General features: G+C 67.5%; 14 protein-coding genes. 6 read left to right on the top strand and 8 right to left on the bottom strand.

All coding sequences use genetic code 11. From position 1 onward, the window contains the following. Window positions 1-38 precede the first annotated feature (38 nt). The 3 genes from KXD96_RS19875 (at window position 39) to KXD96_RS19885 (ending at window position 3,115) form a co-directional block, all read left to right on the top strand. On the top strand, window positions 39-914 hold the full coding sequence (locus tag KXD96_RS19875) for a carbohydrate ABC transporter permease (protein WP_260739073.1): 876 nt from the start codon (window positions 39-41) through the stop codon (window positions 912-914). Continuing rightward, window positions 901-1,716, top strand: a complete 816-nt coding sequence (locus KXD96_RS19880) for a carbohydrate ABC transporter permease (protein ID WP_260739076.1) — start codon at window positions 901-903, stop codon at window positions 1,714-1,716. Before KXD96_RS19875 ends, KXD96_RS19880 begins: the two co-directional genes overlap by 14 nt. Before the next feature lie 79 nt (window positions 1,717-1,795). Next, window positions 1,796-3,115 (top strand): extracellular solute-binding protein, encoded by a 1,320-nt coding sequence (locus tag KXD96_RS19885; protein WP_260739078.1) that lies wholly within the window; start codon window positions 1,796-1,798, stop codon window positions 3,113-3,115. Here KXD96_RS19885 and KXD96_RS19890 read toward each other — a convergent pair. From KXD96_RS19890 to ddaH, 4 genes are read right to left on the bottom strand one after another with little or no spacing between them, the layout of a single operon-like run. Further along, the gene (locus KXD96_RS19890; RefSeq protein WP_260739080.1) at window positions 3,112-3,990 is read right to left on the bottom strand and encodes a universal stress protein; all 879 of its coding nucleotides are present in this window, start codon (window positions 3,988-3,990) and stop codon (window positions 3,112-3,114) included. The two genes, KXD96_RS19885 and KXD96_RS19890, sit on opposite strands and share 4 nt — an antisense overlap. Further along, window positions 3,987-5,399 (bottom strand): amino acid permease, encoded by a 1,413-nt coding sequence (locus KXD96_RS19895; protein ID WP_396878851.1) that lies wholly within the window; start codon window positions 5,397-5,399, stop codon window positions 3,987-3,989. Before KXD96_RS19895 ends, KXD96_RS19890 begins: the two co-directional genes overlap by 4 nt. 58 nt (window positions 5,400-5,457) lie before the next feature. Continuing rightward, window positions 5,458-6,693, bottom strand: coding sequence for an ornithine--oxo-acid transaminase (rocD, locus tag KXD96_RS19900; RefSeq protein WP_260739086.1), 1,236 nt, complete (start codon window positions 6,691-6,693; stop codon window positions 5,458-5,460). Next, window positions 6,690-7,535 carry a dimethylargininase gene (gene ddaH, locus KXD96_RS19905; protein ID WP_260739088.1) on the bottom strand — a complete coding sequence of 282 codons (846 nt, stop codon included), beginning with the start codon at window positions 7,533-7,535 and terminating at the stop codon, window positions 6,690-6,692. The genes rocD and ddaH overlap by 4 nt, the downstream gene beginning before the upstream one ends. Window positions 7,536-7,648: 113 nt before the next feature. Here ddaH and KXD96_RS19910 point away from each other — a divergent pair, with 113 nt between their 5' ends. Then, on the top strand, window positions 7,649-8,104 hold the full coding sequence (locus KXD96_RS19910) for an Lrp/AsnC family transcriptional regulator (protein WP_260739089.1): 456 nt from the start codon (window positions 7,649-7,651) through the stop codon (window positions 8,102-8,104). 43 nt (window positions 8,105-8,147) lie between these two features. Then, window positions 8,148-8,588, top strand: coding sequence for a hypothetical protein (locus KXD96_RS19915; RefSeq protein WP_260739090.1), 441 nt, complete (start codon window positions 8,148-8,150; stop codon window positions 8,586-8,588). Between the two features lie 86 nt (window positions 8,589-8,674). Here KXD96_RS19915 and KXD96_RS19920 read toward each other — a convergent pair whose 3' ends face one another. Genes KXD96_RS19920 through KXD96_RS19935 form a run of 4 tightly spaced genes read right to left on the bottom strand, consistent with a single transcriptional unit; the run spans window position 8,675 to window position 13,843 of the window. Beyond that, entirely contained in the window at window positions 8,675-10,474 is a 1,800-nt protein-coding gene (locus KXD96_RS19920) for a sulfatase-like hydrolase/transferase (RefSeq protein WP_260739092.1), read from the bottom strand. After that, complete coding sequence (locus KXD96_RS19925) at window positions 10,467-10,925, bottom strand: SRPBCC family protein (RefSeq protein ID WP_260739094.1); 459 nt, start codon at window positions 10,923-10,925, stop codon at window positions 10,467-10,469. The genes KXD96_RS19920 and KXD96_RS19925 overlap by 8 nt, the downstream gene beginning before the upstream one ends. Window positions 10,926-10,946: 21 nt before the next feature. Further along, window positions 10,947-11,798, bottom strand: a complete 852-nt coding sequence (locus KXD96_RS19930; RefSeq protein WP_260739096.1) for an energy-coupling factor transporter transmembrane protein EcfT — start codon at window positions 11,796-11,798, stop codon at window positions 10,947-10,949. Beyond that, window positions 11,795-13,843 (bottom strand): ATP-binding cassette domain-containing protein, encoded by a 2,049-nt coding sequence (locus KXD96_RS19935; RefSeq protein WP_396877062.1) that lies wholly within the window; start codon window positions 13,841-13,843, stop codon window positions 11,795-11,797. The genes KXD96_RS19930 and KXD96_RS19935 overlap by 4 nt, the downstream gene beginning before the upstream one ends. A 117-nt stretch (window positions 13,844-13,960) precedes the next feature. Between KXD96_RS19935 and KXD96_RS19940 the strand changes: the two genes are divergently transcribed. Further along, window positions 13,961-14,431 carry a MarR family winged helix-turn-helix transcriptional regulator gene (locus tag KXD96_RS19940; RefSeq protein ID WP_260739097.1) on the top strand — a complete coding sequence of 157 codons (471 nt, stop codon included), beginning with the start codon at window positions 13,961-13,963 and terminating at the stop codon, window positions 14,429-14,431. The last annotated feature ends 6 nt before the right edge of the window (window positions 14,432-14,437 follow it).

Here is a 14,437-nt window from a genome sequence, read left to right on the forward strand (position 1 = left end):
CGCCCCAAACCCCGGTGCCGCCCGCTTTAATTACCTCCATGGCCGGCGGCGCCCTGAGAAAACAACCCGCGCTGGGCTATGCCCTGCTGGCGCCCAGCCTGTTCGGCGTCGTCGCCTTCTTGTTGCTGCCCATCCTCGTGGTGATCTGGCTGAGCCTCTACCGCTGGGACCTGCTGGGTCCGCTGCGCTACGTGGCCCTGTCGAACTGGCGGTCGGTTTTGACGGATCGCGGTTTCGCCAACTCGCTGATCGTCACGGCCCTCTTCGTGGCGATCGTGGTTCCCGCGCAGACGGTGCTGGGCCTGGTGGCCGCGTCCATGCTGGCCCGCCGGCTTCCCGGCACCGGCCTGTTCCGCACCCTGTATGTGCTGCCGTGGATCTGCGCGCCGCTGGCGATCGCGGTGCTGTGGCGCTGGATTCTGGCTCCCACCGACGGAGCGGTGAGCACCCTGCTCGGGCACAGCATCGAATGGCTGTCGGACCCCAGCTTCGCGCTGCCGCTCGTCTCGGCCGTGGTCGTATGGACCAACGTCGGATACGTCTCGCTGTCGTTCCTGGCCGGCCTGCTGGCGATCCCCGACGACATTCACGCCGCCGCGCGCACCGATGGCGCCACTGCGTGGCAACGGTTCTGGCGCATCACCCTGCCCATGCTGCGGCCGACCACCTTCTTCGTCCTGGTGACCGGGATCGTCAGCACGGCACAGGTTTTCGACATGGTCTACGCACTGACCGGCGGCGGGCCGGGCGGCAGCACCGACCTGGTGGCCCACCGCATCTACGCCGAAGCTTTCGGCTCGGCGGCCATCGGGCGCGCGTCGGTGATGGCGGTGGTGCTGTTCGTCATCCTGATCGGCGTCACCATGGTGCAGCAGCAATATTTCCGGCGGCGGATCAGCTATGACCTCACCTAGCCGGCTCGCCATCTACGCCGGGCTTATCCTCGGTGCGCTGATCACGTTGGTGCCCTTTCTACTTGGCTTGTTGACCTCGTTCACCTCCGCGCACCAGTTCGCCACGGGCACACCCCTGCAGCTGCCGCGGCCGTTCACTTTGGCCAATTACGCGGACCTGGCCGGAGCGGGATTCGGCCGCGCGGCGGCCGTGACCGCCTTGATGACGGCCGTGATCCTGGTGGGTCAGTTGACGTTTTCGGTGCTGGCCGGATACGCGTTCGCGCGGCTGGAATTCCCCGGGCGCGACGCGCTGTTCTGGGTGTACATCGCGACGTTGATGGTGCCGGGGACGGTCACGGTGGTGCCGTTGTATCTCATGATGGCCCAGCTGGGCCTGCGTAACACGTTCTGGGCGTTGGTGCTGCCGTTCATGTTCGGCTCGCCGTACGCGATCTTCCTGCTGCGCGAGCACTTCCGGATCATCCCGAACGACTTGATCAATGCCGCCCACCTGGACGGGGCCAACACCCTGGACGTGATCGTGCATGTGGTGATTCCGTCCAGCCGACCGGTGCTGGCGGCCTTGACGCTGATTACGGTCGTCTCGCAGTGGAACAACTTCATGTGGCCGCTGGTGATCACCAGCGGCCACAAGTGGCGGGTGCTCACGGTCGCGACGGCCGATCTGCAGTCGCGATTCAACGCCCAGTGGACGCTGGTGATGGCGGCGACGACCGTCGCGATCGTCCCGCTGATCGCGCTTTTCGTGGTCTTCCAGCGCCACATCGTCGCTTCGATCGTCGTCTCGGGGCTCAAGTGAGCGTTCCTCGCGCCGAGATTGCCGTCAGGGCTGGGGTTTTCGACGATCCACGACCAGCACGGCAATCTGGACATACACCATGAGCCGGCCCCGCTTTTCGACGCTGATGGCCGGGGCGCTCGCGCTGGTGGCGGTGCTGTTGGGTGCGACCGCGGTGCTGCTCGACTACTCCGGCCAGCCTCTCGGCGGCAAGGTCGTCGTCACAGTGCGGGTGTGGGCCGAACAGATCGCCGCGGCCTATCGACAGTCGTTCGAGGCATTCACCCGCGCGCATCCCGACATCGAGGTGCACACCAACGTGGTCGCGTACTCGACGTACTTCGACACGCTGCGTACCGACGTCGCCGGGGGCAGCGCCGACGACATCTTCTGGATCTCCAACGCCTACTTGGCCGCCTACGCCGACAGCGACCGGCTGATGAAGATCGAGCGGGCCCCCGGTTGGGACTCCGCGGTCGTGGAACAGTTCACCCGCGGGGGCACGCTGTGGGGCGTGCCGCAGCTGACCGATGCCGGGATCGCGCTGTATTACAACGCGGACCTGCTGGCCTCGGCCGGCGTCGACCCCGCCCAACTGAAGGATTTGCGGTGGAGCCCCGACGGCCGCGACACGCTGCGCGCCCTGCTCGCCCGGCTCACAGTCGACGCCGCTGGACGCCCAGCCAACGCAGCGGGTTTCGACGCCGGACGGGTCCGGCAGTGGGGCTACAACGCCGCCAACGACCCGCAGGGCATCTACCTCAACTACATCGGCTCGGCCGGCGGGGTTTTCCAACGCGGCGACAAGTTCGCCTTCGACAATCCCGGGGCGGTGCAAGCCTTCCGCTACCTGGTCGGCCTGATCAACGACGACCACGTCGCGCCGCCCGCCTCGGACACCAACGACAACGGCGACTTCTCCCGCAACCAGTTCCTGGCCGGCCGGATGGCGCTCTTCCAGTCCGGCACCTACAACCTGGCGCCGGTGGCCCGCGATGCCCGCTTCCACTGGGGTGTGGCGATGATGGCGGCGGGCCCGGTCGGGCGGGTGAGCGTCACCAATGGCATTGCGGCGGCGGGCAATGCCGCAACGAAGCATCCCGACGCGGTGCGTCAGGTCCTGGCCTGGATGGGCAGCAGGGAGGGCAACGAGTTCCTGGGCCGCGAGGGTGCGGCCATCCCGGCGGTCCTGTCGGCTCAGCCGGTCTACTTCAATCACTGGTCCGCCCGAGGCGTCGACGTCACACCCTTCTTCACCGTGCTCGACGGCCCACGCATCCCGGCGCCCGGCGGCGCCGGCTTCGCGGCCGGCAACGACGCCCTGCGGCCATATTTCGACGAAATGTTCTTGGGCCGCGGCGACGTCGCGGCGACCCTGACGCGGGCGCAAGCGGCCGCCAACGCCGCGGCACAACGCTAGCCGGGCAGCACCAGCACCGGCACCGGGCTCTCCCGGATGATCTTGGCGCTGCGGGAACCGAGGAACACCCGGCGGATGTCGCCGCGCGGCCGGGTGCCCAACGCCAGGATCTCGCCCTCCTGCCAATCGGCCTTGGCCAGCGCCTCTTGCCAGCTGCGGCCCGTAACCACCCGCAGCGCAACGTCTTCGCTCACGATCCCGTCCGTCTTCAGCTCCTCGAGGATGTCTCGCACCTGCGACGCCCAGGCCGCAAGGACCTCGTCCTCGACCTCGAGCCCCACCTCCGGCGGATACATCGTCTTGCCGCGGACCGCGAAGGTGATGACCCGCACCGGCACACCGAACCGTTGACCGAAATCGACGCAGCGTCTCACCACGTCGATCGCGTCCCGGGTGGCGGAGTAGGCGCAGGTGAGCCGGGTCAGCTTTCCCTTGTGCGAACGGTAGTTACGGGGACTGATGGCCACCGGCACGGGCGACGCGTGCAGCAGCCATTCGGCGGTGGAGCCGATCACCACCTGGCCGGCGCCGCCGCTGGGCAGCGAGCCCAGCACCAGCACGTCGGCGTCCACCTCATGGACGACTTCGAGCAGTCCCCCCGACACCGACCCGTGCGCGCGATGCACATACTCGACCTGGATGCCGTCGGTCACCGTGCTCAGAAAGCGGTCGGCCTCCCTCGCCGACTCCGCAGCCAGGTTGTCCGCCCACTGCTCGTACTCGGCGTCGACGCGGCCCAGCGACGGTGTGAGCCAAGGCTTGGGCACGATGGTCGCCACGGTGAGCGAGGTGCCGCGGGTCCGCGCGATGCGCACGCCCAGGTGCAACCCCGAGAGCCCGACCTCGCCGGCCCGGTAACCGACGACGACGGTCACAGCGCCTCCCGCTGCAACGCTTCGCCGTTGAGCGCGCTGTGATGGCGGCCCCACACGAAATAGAAGACTAACGCGAGCGCGATCCAGCCAGTGAACGCAATCCAGGTGTACCAATGCAAGCTGACGAGGATGTATCCGCACGCCAGCACCGAAAGGACCGGCGTGACGGGATAACCCGGCACCTTGAAGCCGCGCGGCAGGTCGGGCTCGCGCACCCGCAGGATGATCACTCCGGCGGATACGACGACGAACGCGGTGAGCGTCCCGATGGACACCATGTCCGCCAGCTTGTCCAGCGGTATGAAGGCGGCCAGCGCCGAGGCAGCGATGGCCACGATCACCGTGTTGCTTACCGGCGTCATGGTTCGCGTGTTCACGCGTGCGAATCGCGCGGGCAGCAGCCCGTCGCGGCCCATCGCGAAGAGGATCCGCGTTTGGCCGTACATGCTGACCAGGGTGACGGAGAAGATCGAGATGACGGCGCCCGCAGCCAGAATCGTGCCGGCCCAGCTGCGGCGCGTGACGTTGTCGAGGATGGTGGCCAGCCCGGCCTCCTGCTGCCCGGCGAAGTCCTGCCACGGCTGGGTGCCCAGGGCGGCGAGCGCGACGAACACGTACACGCTGGTCACGGTCAGCAAGGCCGCAATCAGCGCACGCGGCATGGTCTTTTGCGGGTTCTTCACCTCGTCGCCGGCCGTCGATACGGCATCGAGGCCGATATAGGAAAAGAAGATGGTGCCGGCGGCCGTGCCGATGCCCGCGACGCCGAACGGCGCAAAGTCGTGGAGATGGTCGGCGTCGAAGGCGGTGAACGCGACGATCACGAAGATGACCAGCACGCCCAGCTTGATCAGCACCATGATGGTGTTGACCCTGGCCGATTCGCTGGCGCCGCGGATGAGTAGCAGCGCGCACATCCCGATCAAGATGATCGCCGGCAGATTCACGTAGCCGGGCCGCGCATCCCACGGCGCGGCCGACAGGGCATGCGGCAACTGGAAACCGAAGACATTGCTGAGCAGCTTGTTGAGGTAGCCGCTCCAGTTGACCGCGACCGCGGCGGTCGACACCCCGTATTCGAGCAGCAGGCAGGCCGCCACCCCCATCGCGACGATCTCACCGAGGGTGGTGTAGGCATACGAGTAGGACGAGCCGGAAACCGGTACGGCCGAAGCCAATTCGGCGTAGCAGATGGCCGCGAGGCCGGCCGCGAGCCCGGCGATGAGGAACGACAGGATCACCCCGGGGCCGGCCTCCGGTACGGCCTGCGACATGACGAAGAAGATGCCCGTCCCGACAGTTGAGCCAACCCCGAACATGGTCAGCTGGAAAGTGCCGATGCTCCGCTTGAGATGGTCGGCGGCCCCGTGCGCGACGGCCATGCCGACAACCGGGCGGCGCCGCAGCATCTGCTCTTTCAGACCGATCGACGCGGGTGGCAATTCCCCTCCTTGCTCGATCAGCTGATTATGGGCCAGCCTCCCGCAACGCCATAGCGAACTGCTCAATCGCCCAGTCGATCTCCTGCTCGCTGACCACCAGCGGCGGTGCGAACCGCAGCGTCGAGGAGTGCGTGTCCTTGACCAACACGCCGCGATCGGCCAGCCGAAGGCTCACCTGCTTGCCCGTCCCGAGCGCCGGGTCGATGTCGACTCCGGCCCACAGTCCCAGGCCGCGCACGGCCAGCACGCCGTGGCCCACAAATTCGCGCAGGCGCCCGTGCAGGTGCGCGCCCAATTCCGCCGAGCGAGCTTGGAACTCCCCGCGGCTCAGCATGGAAACCACGGTGGTACCGATGGCCGCGGCCAACGGGTTACCGCCGAAGGTGGAGCCGTGTTCACCGGGATGCAGCACGCCCAGGACCTCGCGGTCGGCGACAACCGCCGACAGGGGAACCACGCCGCCGCCCAGCGCCTTGCCGAGCAGGTAGACGTCCGGCACCACGCCCCAGTGGTCGCAGGCGAAGGTGCGGCCCGCGCGCGCGAGGCCGGATTGGATCTCGTCGGCGATCATCAGCACGTTGCGCTCGCTGCACAGGGCGCGAACGGCCGGCAGGTAGTCGTCGGGCGGAACGACGATGCCCGCCTCGCCCTGGATCGGCTCGAGCAGCACCGCGACGGTGTCGTCGTCGATCGCGCGGGCCAGCGCGGCGGCATCACCGAAGGGCACCGAGCGGAACCCCGGCGTGAACGGTCCAAATCCGTCCCGCGCCGCGGGATCCGAGGAGAAGCTGACGATGCTGATCGTGCGGCCGTGAAAGTTGTTGTCCGCCACGATGATGTTCGCCCGGCCGTCCGGGACACCCTTTACGTCGGTACCCCACTTGCGGGCAACCTTGAGGCCGCTCTCCACGGCTTCGGCACCCGAGTTCATCGGCAGTACCAGGTCTTTGCCGCATAGCCGCGCGAGTGCAGCGCAAAACGGACCGAGCGTGTCGGAATGGAATGCGCGGCTGACCAGTGTGACGGCGTCGAGCTGGGCGTGGGCCGTCGCGGTGATCTCCGGGTTGCGATGGCCGAAGTTGACCGCCGAGTAGGCGGCCAGGAAATCCAGGTAGCGCCGGCCCTCCACATCGGTAATCCAGGCGCCCTCGGCGCTGGCCGCCACCACAGGCAGCGGCGAATAGTTGTGCGCCGCATGGCGTTCGACCAAGTCGATGGCACCCCGGGTGCGCATCGAAGTCGGGGCGTCGAGGATCGTCATTCAAACACCTCCAGTGTGCAGCACTTGACCGAACCGCCGCCCTTGAGCAGCTCGGACAGGTCGACGCCGACGGGCTCGAAGCCGGCGTCACGCAGTTGAGCGCCGAAACCGGTTGCCTTAGAAGGTAAGACAACGTGCAGCCCGTCAGAAACCACGTTGAGGCCGAGCACGAATGCGTCGGCGCTTCCCACCACGATCGCGTCGGGAAACAGGGCCCGCAGTCGGTCCTGTGCGGCAGCGCTGAACGCCGGCGGGTAGAACGCGATCGTGTGGTCGTCGAGGACGGCCAGGGCGGTGTCGAGGTGGTAGAAACGCGGATCCACCAGTTCGAGCGAGACGACCGGCACGCGGAGCGCCGCGGAGATTTCCGCGTGCGCGCGCCGATCGGTGCGAAAGCCGTAGCCCGCCAACACCGTTTCCCCCACCATCAGCAGGTCGCCCTGCCCCTCGTTGATGTGACGAGTGGACACCGGCCGGTACCCGAGCGACGACATCCAGTCGGCGTAGGCGCGCGATTCGCCGGCCCGCTCGGCGAATCGAAACTTCGCGACGATCGCGACGTCGCCGGCGATGAATCCGCCATTGGCGGCGTACACCATGTCCGGCAGCCCGGGCCGCGGCTCGATGACCTCCACCCGGTGACCCAGCCGCAGATAGGTCGTGCGCAGCGCCTCCCATTGCGCGTGCGCGAGGCCGAGGTCGACGGGCGTAGCGATGTCCATCCACGGGTTGATCGCGTACTCAACCGCGAAGAATGCCGGCGGCGTCATCGCATACCGGCGGGCCCGTGACCCGCGGACGGGCTTGGTCACCGCGGGTGCAGCCACGTACGAATCCGTCATAAATCAACGGTATTTACCCTGGTTGAAACAAGCAAACGACGTTTCTTGTGTGTCTATGGTCGGTTTATTGCGTTATTATCGTCGTAACGGCGATTTGTTAAAGGGGATAGCGCATGGAGCGCCTGGACGAGACCGACGAGCGCATCCTGGCCGAGCTGACCCGGAACGCGCGGGCCACCTTCGCGGAAATCGGCCAGACGGTGAACCTTTCGGCCCCCGCGGTCAAGCGCCGCGTCGACCGGATGCTCGACGACGGCGTGATCAAGGGCTTCACGACGGTCGTCGACCCCAATGCGCTCGGCTGGAAGACGCAGGCCTACGTGCAGGTGTTCTGCCACGGCACGATCGCGCCCGACCAGCTGCGGGCGGCGTGGGTGGACATGCCCGAAGTGGTCAGTGCGGCCACGGTCACCGGCACGTCGGACGCGATCCTGCACGTGCTGGCCCGCGACATGCGCCACCTGGAGGCGGCCCTGGAACGCATCCGCTCGAGCGCGGACATCGAACGCAGCGAAAGCATCGTCGTGCTCTCGAACCTCATCGACCGCATGCGCCCCTCGAACGCATAGGGCCCGGTTTGACGGCCGGCGGGCCGGGAATCCCGTTGTCGCCATGCCGGAGACATCACAAAGCCGTATGCGCCTGCGCCATCACACCGTGGAACTCGATGACGGGCGCCGGATCGGTCTTTCGGTCGGCGGCCGTGGAGTGCCGTTGCTGTTCATGCCCGGGCTGCTGCTGAGCCGTCGGGCTTATCTACGAATGCTGAGCCGGATCGCCGGTATGGGATTTTTGGACCACGAGGCGTGGGAGCGCGAGTTGCTGGACCCCGATGCGCTCTTGATCGACTTCATCCGCGATGACGACAGCATGGAAATCGGGGCGGAGGAACCCGGCCATGTCGAGCTCGAGCTGGTGCGAAGCACCGAGCGGCCGCACGAGCGGATGTCGTGGGCACGGCGGACGTATCGAAGGTGGGCGGCTAAGCACCTGCGTCAGGCGCGATCGCTGATCCGGCAGAACACCCGGATCCAGCTAGACCGCCGGCACTAGCGACCTGAACGTGTGGTTACGCTCGCGAGCGTAACCACACTGCGAATTCGGGGTCGATTTTTCGCAGTGTGGCTACGCTCGCGGTATCAGCGGCCAAAAAGCCGCTTCATCCGCGACGGTCGTGGCGCCGGCGGCCGGCGAGACGCGTAGGGCCACGGCCGGTTTCGCTCGGGGACGGACTCGGCCCGCGTGTGCTTGAGCCGGGCCCGAAGGTGCTGGCGCAGGGAATGCAGCTCCGGATCGGCCCAGCGGTTGATCGCTTCGATCGGGTCGGCGGTGAGGTCGTAGAGTTCCCACTGGTCGTCGAGCGGAGAGGTTCGGTACGCCTCTCCCCCAAGCCCGTTGGCCGCCAGGTGCCGCACTCCCGGTTCTGTCCAGGTGCTCGGATCGTCGAAAGTGCGTACCAGCTTCCATAAATGGCCGGCGCCGCCCGGAGCCGTCGCCTCCTCGACGCGGACGACCAGCCCCTCGAAGTTCGACGCGGTGTGTGCCGGGACCCGGATGCGCAGTGGCGCGGGCGGATTCACCGTCCGCTTGAGGCGGCGCGCCAATCCCGAGGCGCCGCTGTCTCCTTCGAGCATGTTGTCACGGGTCATCAGGTAGACGGCGCGGGCCTCGTCGGCCGGGGCGCCGTCCACGATGGGCATGAGGTTTCGGCCGGGCAGCCGGTGCACTTCGGAGAACGACCCGGCCAGCGTGGCGGCCACCGCCGCGACATCGATGCCCGCGGCCGCCAGCAGGGTGGGGACCAGGTCGACGTGTGAGGTCGGCGCCGTGACGACCCGTGGCCTCGTGGCGCCCGACCCGACACGCGCGATCACGAAGGGAACGCGGGTGGCCTCGTCGTACAGGTTGAACCATTTCTGGTGCAGACCCCCGTGGGCGCCTAGCAGGTCGCCATGATCGGCCGTACGCACCAACACCGCGTCGTCCGAACCGCCCTCGGTGACGGCCCGCCTGACCCGGTCGATCGGGCCGTCCACCTCGGCGTGCAGCCGGTAGTACAGGTCCCGGTAGCGCTGCGCGTTGCGCTCATACGTGCGGTCGATCGCGGCCGCGGGGCCGTAGCCGGAGTAGTAGGCCTCGCGAAAGGCGATCTGCGCCGCCGGTTTGGTGGACAGGTCTTCATCCGCGGTGGGTGCGGCAGGCACCGCGGGCGGATCCAGCGGCGACGGCTTGACCGGGCCGCGCCGTGACCAGGTCGGAAACAGCACGATGTCGTGGGGATTGACGAAGCTGGCGACGAGGAGGAACGGGCGCAACGCGGCGGGGTCGCCGTCGCGGCGACGGGCGTAGCGGTCGGCGAGCCAGGTGACCACGCGGTCGGCGATCAACGGGTCGCGGCGGACACCGGCGTCAGCCAGCGCCGCCCCGTGCGGCTCGGGGCCGACCCACCCGGAGAAACCGAACGGCCCCAACGGATCTGCCCGCAGGTAGCGTTGCACCGCGGCGGCGTCGACGACACCGTTCTCATCATTGGTGGCCAGCGGTCGATCGGTGCGGTGGTCGGTGAGGTCGGCGTGCGAGATGTGCCACTTGCCGTCGTAGTGGGTGTCGTACCCGGCCGCGCGGAACCAATTCCCCAGTGTGGGCACCTCGCCCGGGCGGAGCCAACGCATGCGCGAATCGTCGGCAGTCTTTCCGATGCCATCGGTCTGGGTGACGCCGTGCAGGTCTGGGTAGTGCCCGGTGAAGATCGTTGGGCGGCTCGGCACGCAGGCCAGCGAGCCGGTGTAGTGCCGAGCGAAGCTGACGCCGTGATCGTCAAACCATTTGCGGCCAGTCAGCGTACGGTTGCGCCACGCGAGCACGTCGGGCGCCTCGTACGGCGGCACCGCGCGTTCCTCGTCCGTCATGATGACGATGACATCGGGGCGGTCAGACACCAGCATGCTCCAATCGATTCGCCAGCCCGGCGAGCATCGCCTCGGACTGTCGGGCAAGGAAGCGACACAAGACCCGTTCGGCCAGCGCTTGCATTGCGTGCGGCCCGATTTCGACGGTGCTGGTGAGGGTCACCATGGTGGTGGCCGACTCGCCGGCGGTCGGCGCCAGCGTCCAGCGGTTGGACACCCTGCGCAGACGACTGGGCAGGCCTTCGATGTCGTAGCCGAGGGCGCGCGGCGGCTCGAACTCGGTGATGCGCTCGACGAGGGCGTCGCGTTTGACCTGCACTCGTCGGGCGGTGCCGAGAGGGCCCCCGTCGGGCCCGGAAAACAAGATGCACGAGTGGACGACGTTGCCGGCCCACGAACTGATGGACCCGAAGTCTGCGAGGATTTCCCAGATGTCGCCGATGCGGGCCGCGATCGTGCGACTCCGGTGAATGTCGGACACCCGCTCACGCTACGCGACGGGCTAGCGGGTCAGGTGGAATATCGTCTCCACCGCCACCGCGCCCGCGCTGACCGCGATGGTCACCGCGAGCGCCGCCCAGTCCCCCAATTTCGGCCGCGCCGGAGCGGCAGAGAGTTGACCGATGCCGCCGCGGGCGGTGATCGCGTCGCCCATCTCATCGGCACGCCGCAGCGTCACCACGATGGCGGCGGCGACCAAGTCGATCGAGTTGCCCGTCGTCTGCCGTACCCGAGCCTTGCGGCTTGGTGGCATATGGTTGGGCCGCAGCCGACGAGCGGCGTAGAGCACCTGGAATTCCTCGATCAACAACGGAAAGGCGCGTAGCGCAAGAGCCAAGGCCACCGCCCACTCGTCAACCGGTATCCGCAGCAATTTGAACGGACGGCCCAAAACCGCCAGGGCCGGCGCGATTTCGGCGACATTGGTGGTCCAGGACACCATCGCTCCCAGCCCAAGCAAAACCACCGATAGCGCGGTGATTCGCAGGAAGTTCAAGGCGCCGCCGAGCCCAACATCGACCCCGCCGACCGACACCATTGGGCTACCACCGGCCAACGCGGCCGTCACGAAACCCAATGCCACGAGGACCCACAGCCACCGCGGAATTGACGGAAGCGCACCGCGCGGGATGTGAGCGATCCAGATCGCCGCCAGGACCAGCGCGGCCACCGAACCAATCGTCACCCACCCCGGGTATAGGGTCAGCAACACCGAAACACCGAATACCACCAGGAGTTTGGTGCCGGCCCACAAGTTGTGGATTGCCGACCCTCCGGGCACCGGAACCAACAGCACGACCGGACGCGAAGTGCGCGGGTTTCTATCGGGCGTCGGGTCCGGGCTCGCGGTCACGCCACACCCCCAGCCGCGGCGGTGGCCGACATCGATCTCAGCGCGCCATTCTGCAGATGCAGAGTCCGCGGGCACACGGCTTCCAAACCGGCGAAGTCGTGCGAGATGACAACTACGGTCAGACCTCTATGGCGGCGCAGGTCCGCCAGCACGCTCAGCAGGCCCCGCTGGCTGTCGATGTCCAACCCCGCCAGCGGCTCATCGAGGATCAACACGCGTGGCGAACACGCCAGAAGCCCGGCCAGCACGACGCGTCGCATTTGGCCACCGCTGAGCTGATCGATGGGCCGCTCAGCCATCGTCGGTTCCAGTCCGACCGCGGCCAGGGCAGCGACCACGCGGCCTTTGTCGTGGTGCGAAAAGCCCGCCACCGAAGCGATTTCCAAGCCAACGTGGCTGCGCATCAACTGCAACCTCGCCGTCTGAAACGACAGCGCCACCGCGCCAACGTGCTCGCGGATGGGCTCGCCGTCGATCAAGCAGGCGCCGACGGTGGGAACGGTCAGCCCGGCCATGATCCACGCCAGCGTCGACTTGCCCGAGCCGTTGCCGCCGTGGATCAAGATCCCGTCGCCTTGTTCCACGACAAAGGTGATGTCGTGCAGCGCAGTCTTCGCCCACGGTGTGCCGCTGTTGTATTCGTGTGCGACGCCGACGATTTCGAGTACCGGCTTGGCCGGGGTGCGCTTGACCACGGTGACCGGCGACGGGGCCGGCGCGGTTTCGACCATGCCGGTGTTGTCGGGGGAATCGCTGAGGTTGATCGTCCGGTCCGCTGACGCGGCCTCGTTGTCGAAATGCGTGATGTGCACCAGGGCGGTCCGGTGCCGTTTGGGAAGGCCTGACAGCACATTCAACAGGACGTCACGACCCTCTTGGTCGATCATGCTGGTGAATTCGTCGGCGATCAGTAGCGCCGGCTCCCGAGCCAGCGCCGCGGCGAGCGCCAGGCGCTGCAGTTCGCCACCGGACAGGCTTCCGGTGTCACGTTCGGCAAAACCCTCCAGCCCTACTTCGCGCAGCAGATGGTCGACGTCGACCTCGGTGCCCGGCGGCAGCCCCCAGACCACGTCATCGGCCACCCTGGTTCCCAAGACCTGGCTCTTCGGGTGCTGCAGAACAAGCGCCGTGCCGCCCACCATGCCCAACCCGATCGCGCCCGGGCGCTGCACGGAGCCCGACGTCGGTTGCCGGCCCGCCAGGATCAGCGTCAACGTGGTCTTCCCGGACCCGTTGGCGCCAATGACGGCGACGTGTTCGCCGACTTGGAGGTCCAGGCTGAGCTCACGCAACGCGTCTTGCTTGGCGTGGGGGTAGCGGAACCGCACCTTGTCCAACCGCACGGGCACCGGCCCGATCGGGGCGTCGGGGGCCTCGTCCGGAGCGTCGAGTTTGTGCACATCCGGGACGTTGCCCATCCGGTTCAGCAAGCGAGACAGTGCCCACCAACCGATCAGCGACGAAATGATGACCGCGTAGGTGACGTAGCCGAAAATCAGCCACGGCCAGTAGTGCAGACCGAAGTCGAAGCACCGCTTGACGTCGGCGCCGAGCCACCCGAGATCGACCCGGTTCAGAAATGCGACAACACCGTCGACGTTGGCCGTCATCACCTGAAAAATGAGATGGCGCAGCCGATTCAGGACCGCCAACAAGCCGACCGTCGCGGCACCGACGGCGACCCCGGCGATCAGGGACGCGACGGCCACGGTCGGTGTGCCCCTGCCCCTGCGTTTCACGGCCCCGGTCAACCCGCCGATGTAGGCACAGTTGGCAACGGTCAGGAAGCCGCCCAGCCCAGAGATGAGGAAGGCGATCGTTCCGGCGGCAAACGTCGCGGCGAAGAGCGCGCGAAGCCGGTAACGGTAGGTCAGCAGCCCCATGGGCACCGTGCCCAGCAGCGCCAATCCTTGCGCGAACGGGATCACCCCGGCGATGATCGCGATCACCGCGCAGAGCGCGCCCATGACCGAGGCCTGCGCCAACTCGGCCGGTTGTAGCGGTCCACCCCGACGGCGCGCACGAACGGGGCGGCGGGCATTCACTTCACTGATTCTGCCAGGCGGCACCACCAAGTTGGTTCGTCACACTTCGTGAGTTCCGGCTCGATTCGGACCGCCGCTCCTCGTCTCGCTTAGCAAAGCTATGGAACTATGGGTTACATGGACAGAGTTGTCGAGGGCGGAGACGTCGGGGCTCAGCAGTTGGGAGCGGACCTGCTCGCCGTGGTGGCGCGGCTCAACCGGCTGGCCACCCAGCGGATCCAGATGCCGCTGCCCGCGGCCCAGGCCCGGCTGCTCGCCACGATCGAGGCCCACGGGGAAGCCCGAATCGGCGACCTGGCCGCCGTCGATCACTGCTCACAACCGACCATGACCACGCAGGTGCGCCGGCTCGAGGACGCCGGCCTGGTCACTCGAACCGTCGACCCGGGCGACGCCCGCGCCGTCCGGATCCGGATCACACCCCAGGGGAGGCGCACGCTCAACGCGGTTCGCACCGACCGGGCGGCCGCAATCGAACCGCAACTGGCGTTGCTCGAGCCGGGTGACCGCCAGGTTCTGACGGAGGCGGTCGAGGTGTTGCGCCGGCTCCTCGAAAATGCGTCGCCGGGTCGGCGTAACACGCTGTGATGGGCA

It is taken from the genome of Mycobacterium sp. SMC-2 (genome assembly GCF_025263485.1).
Lineage (GTDB): Bacteria > Actinomycetota > Actinomycetes > Mycobacteriales > Mycobacteriaceae > Mycobacterium.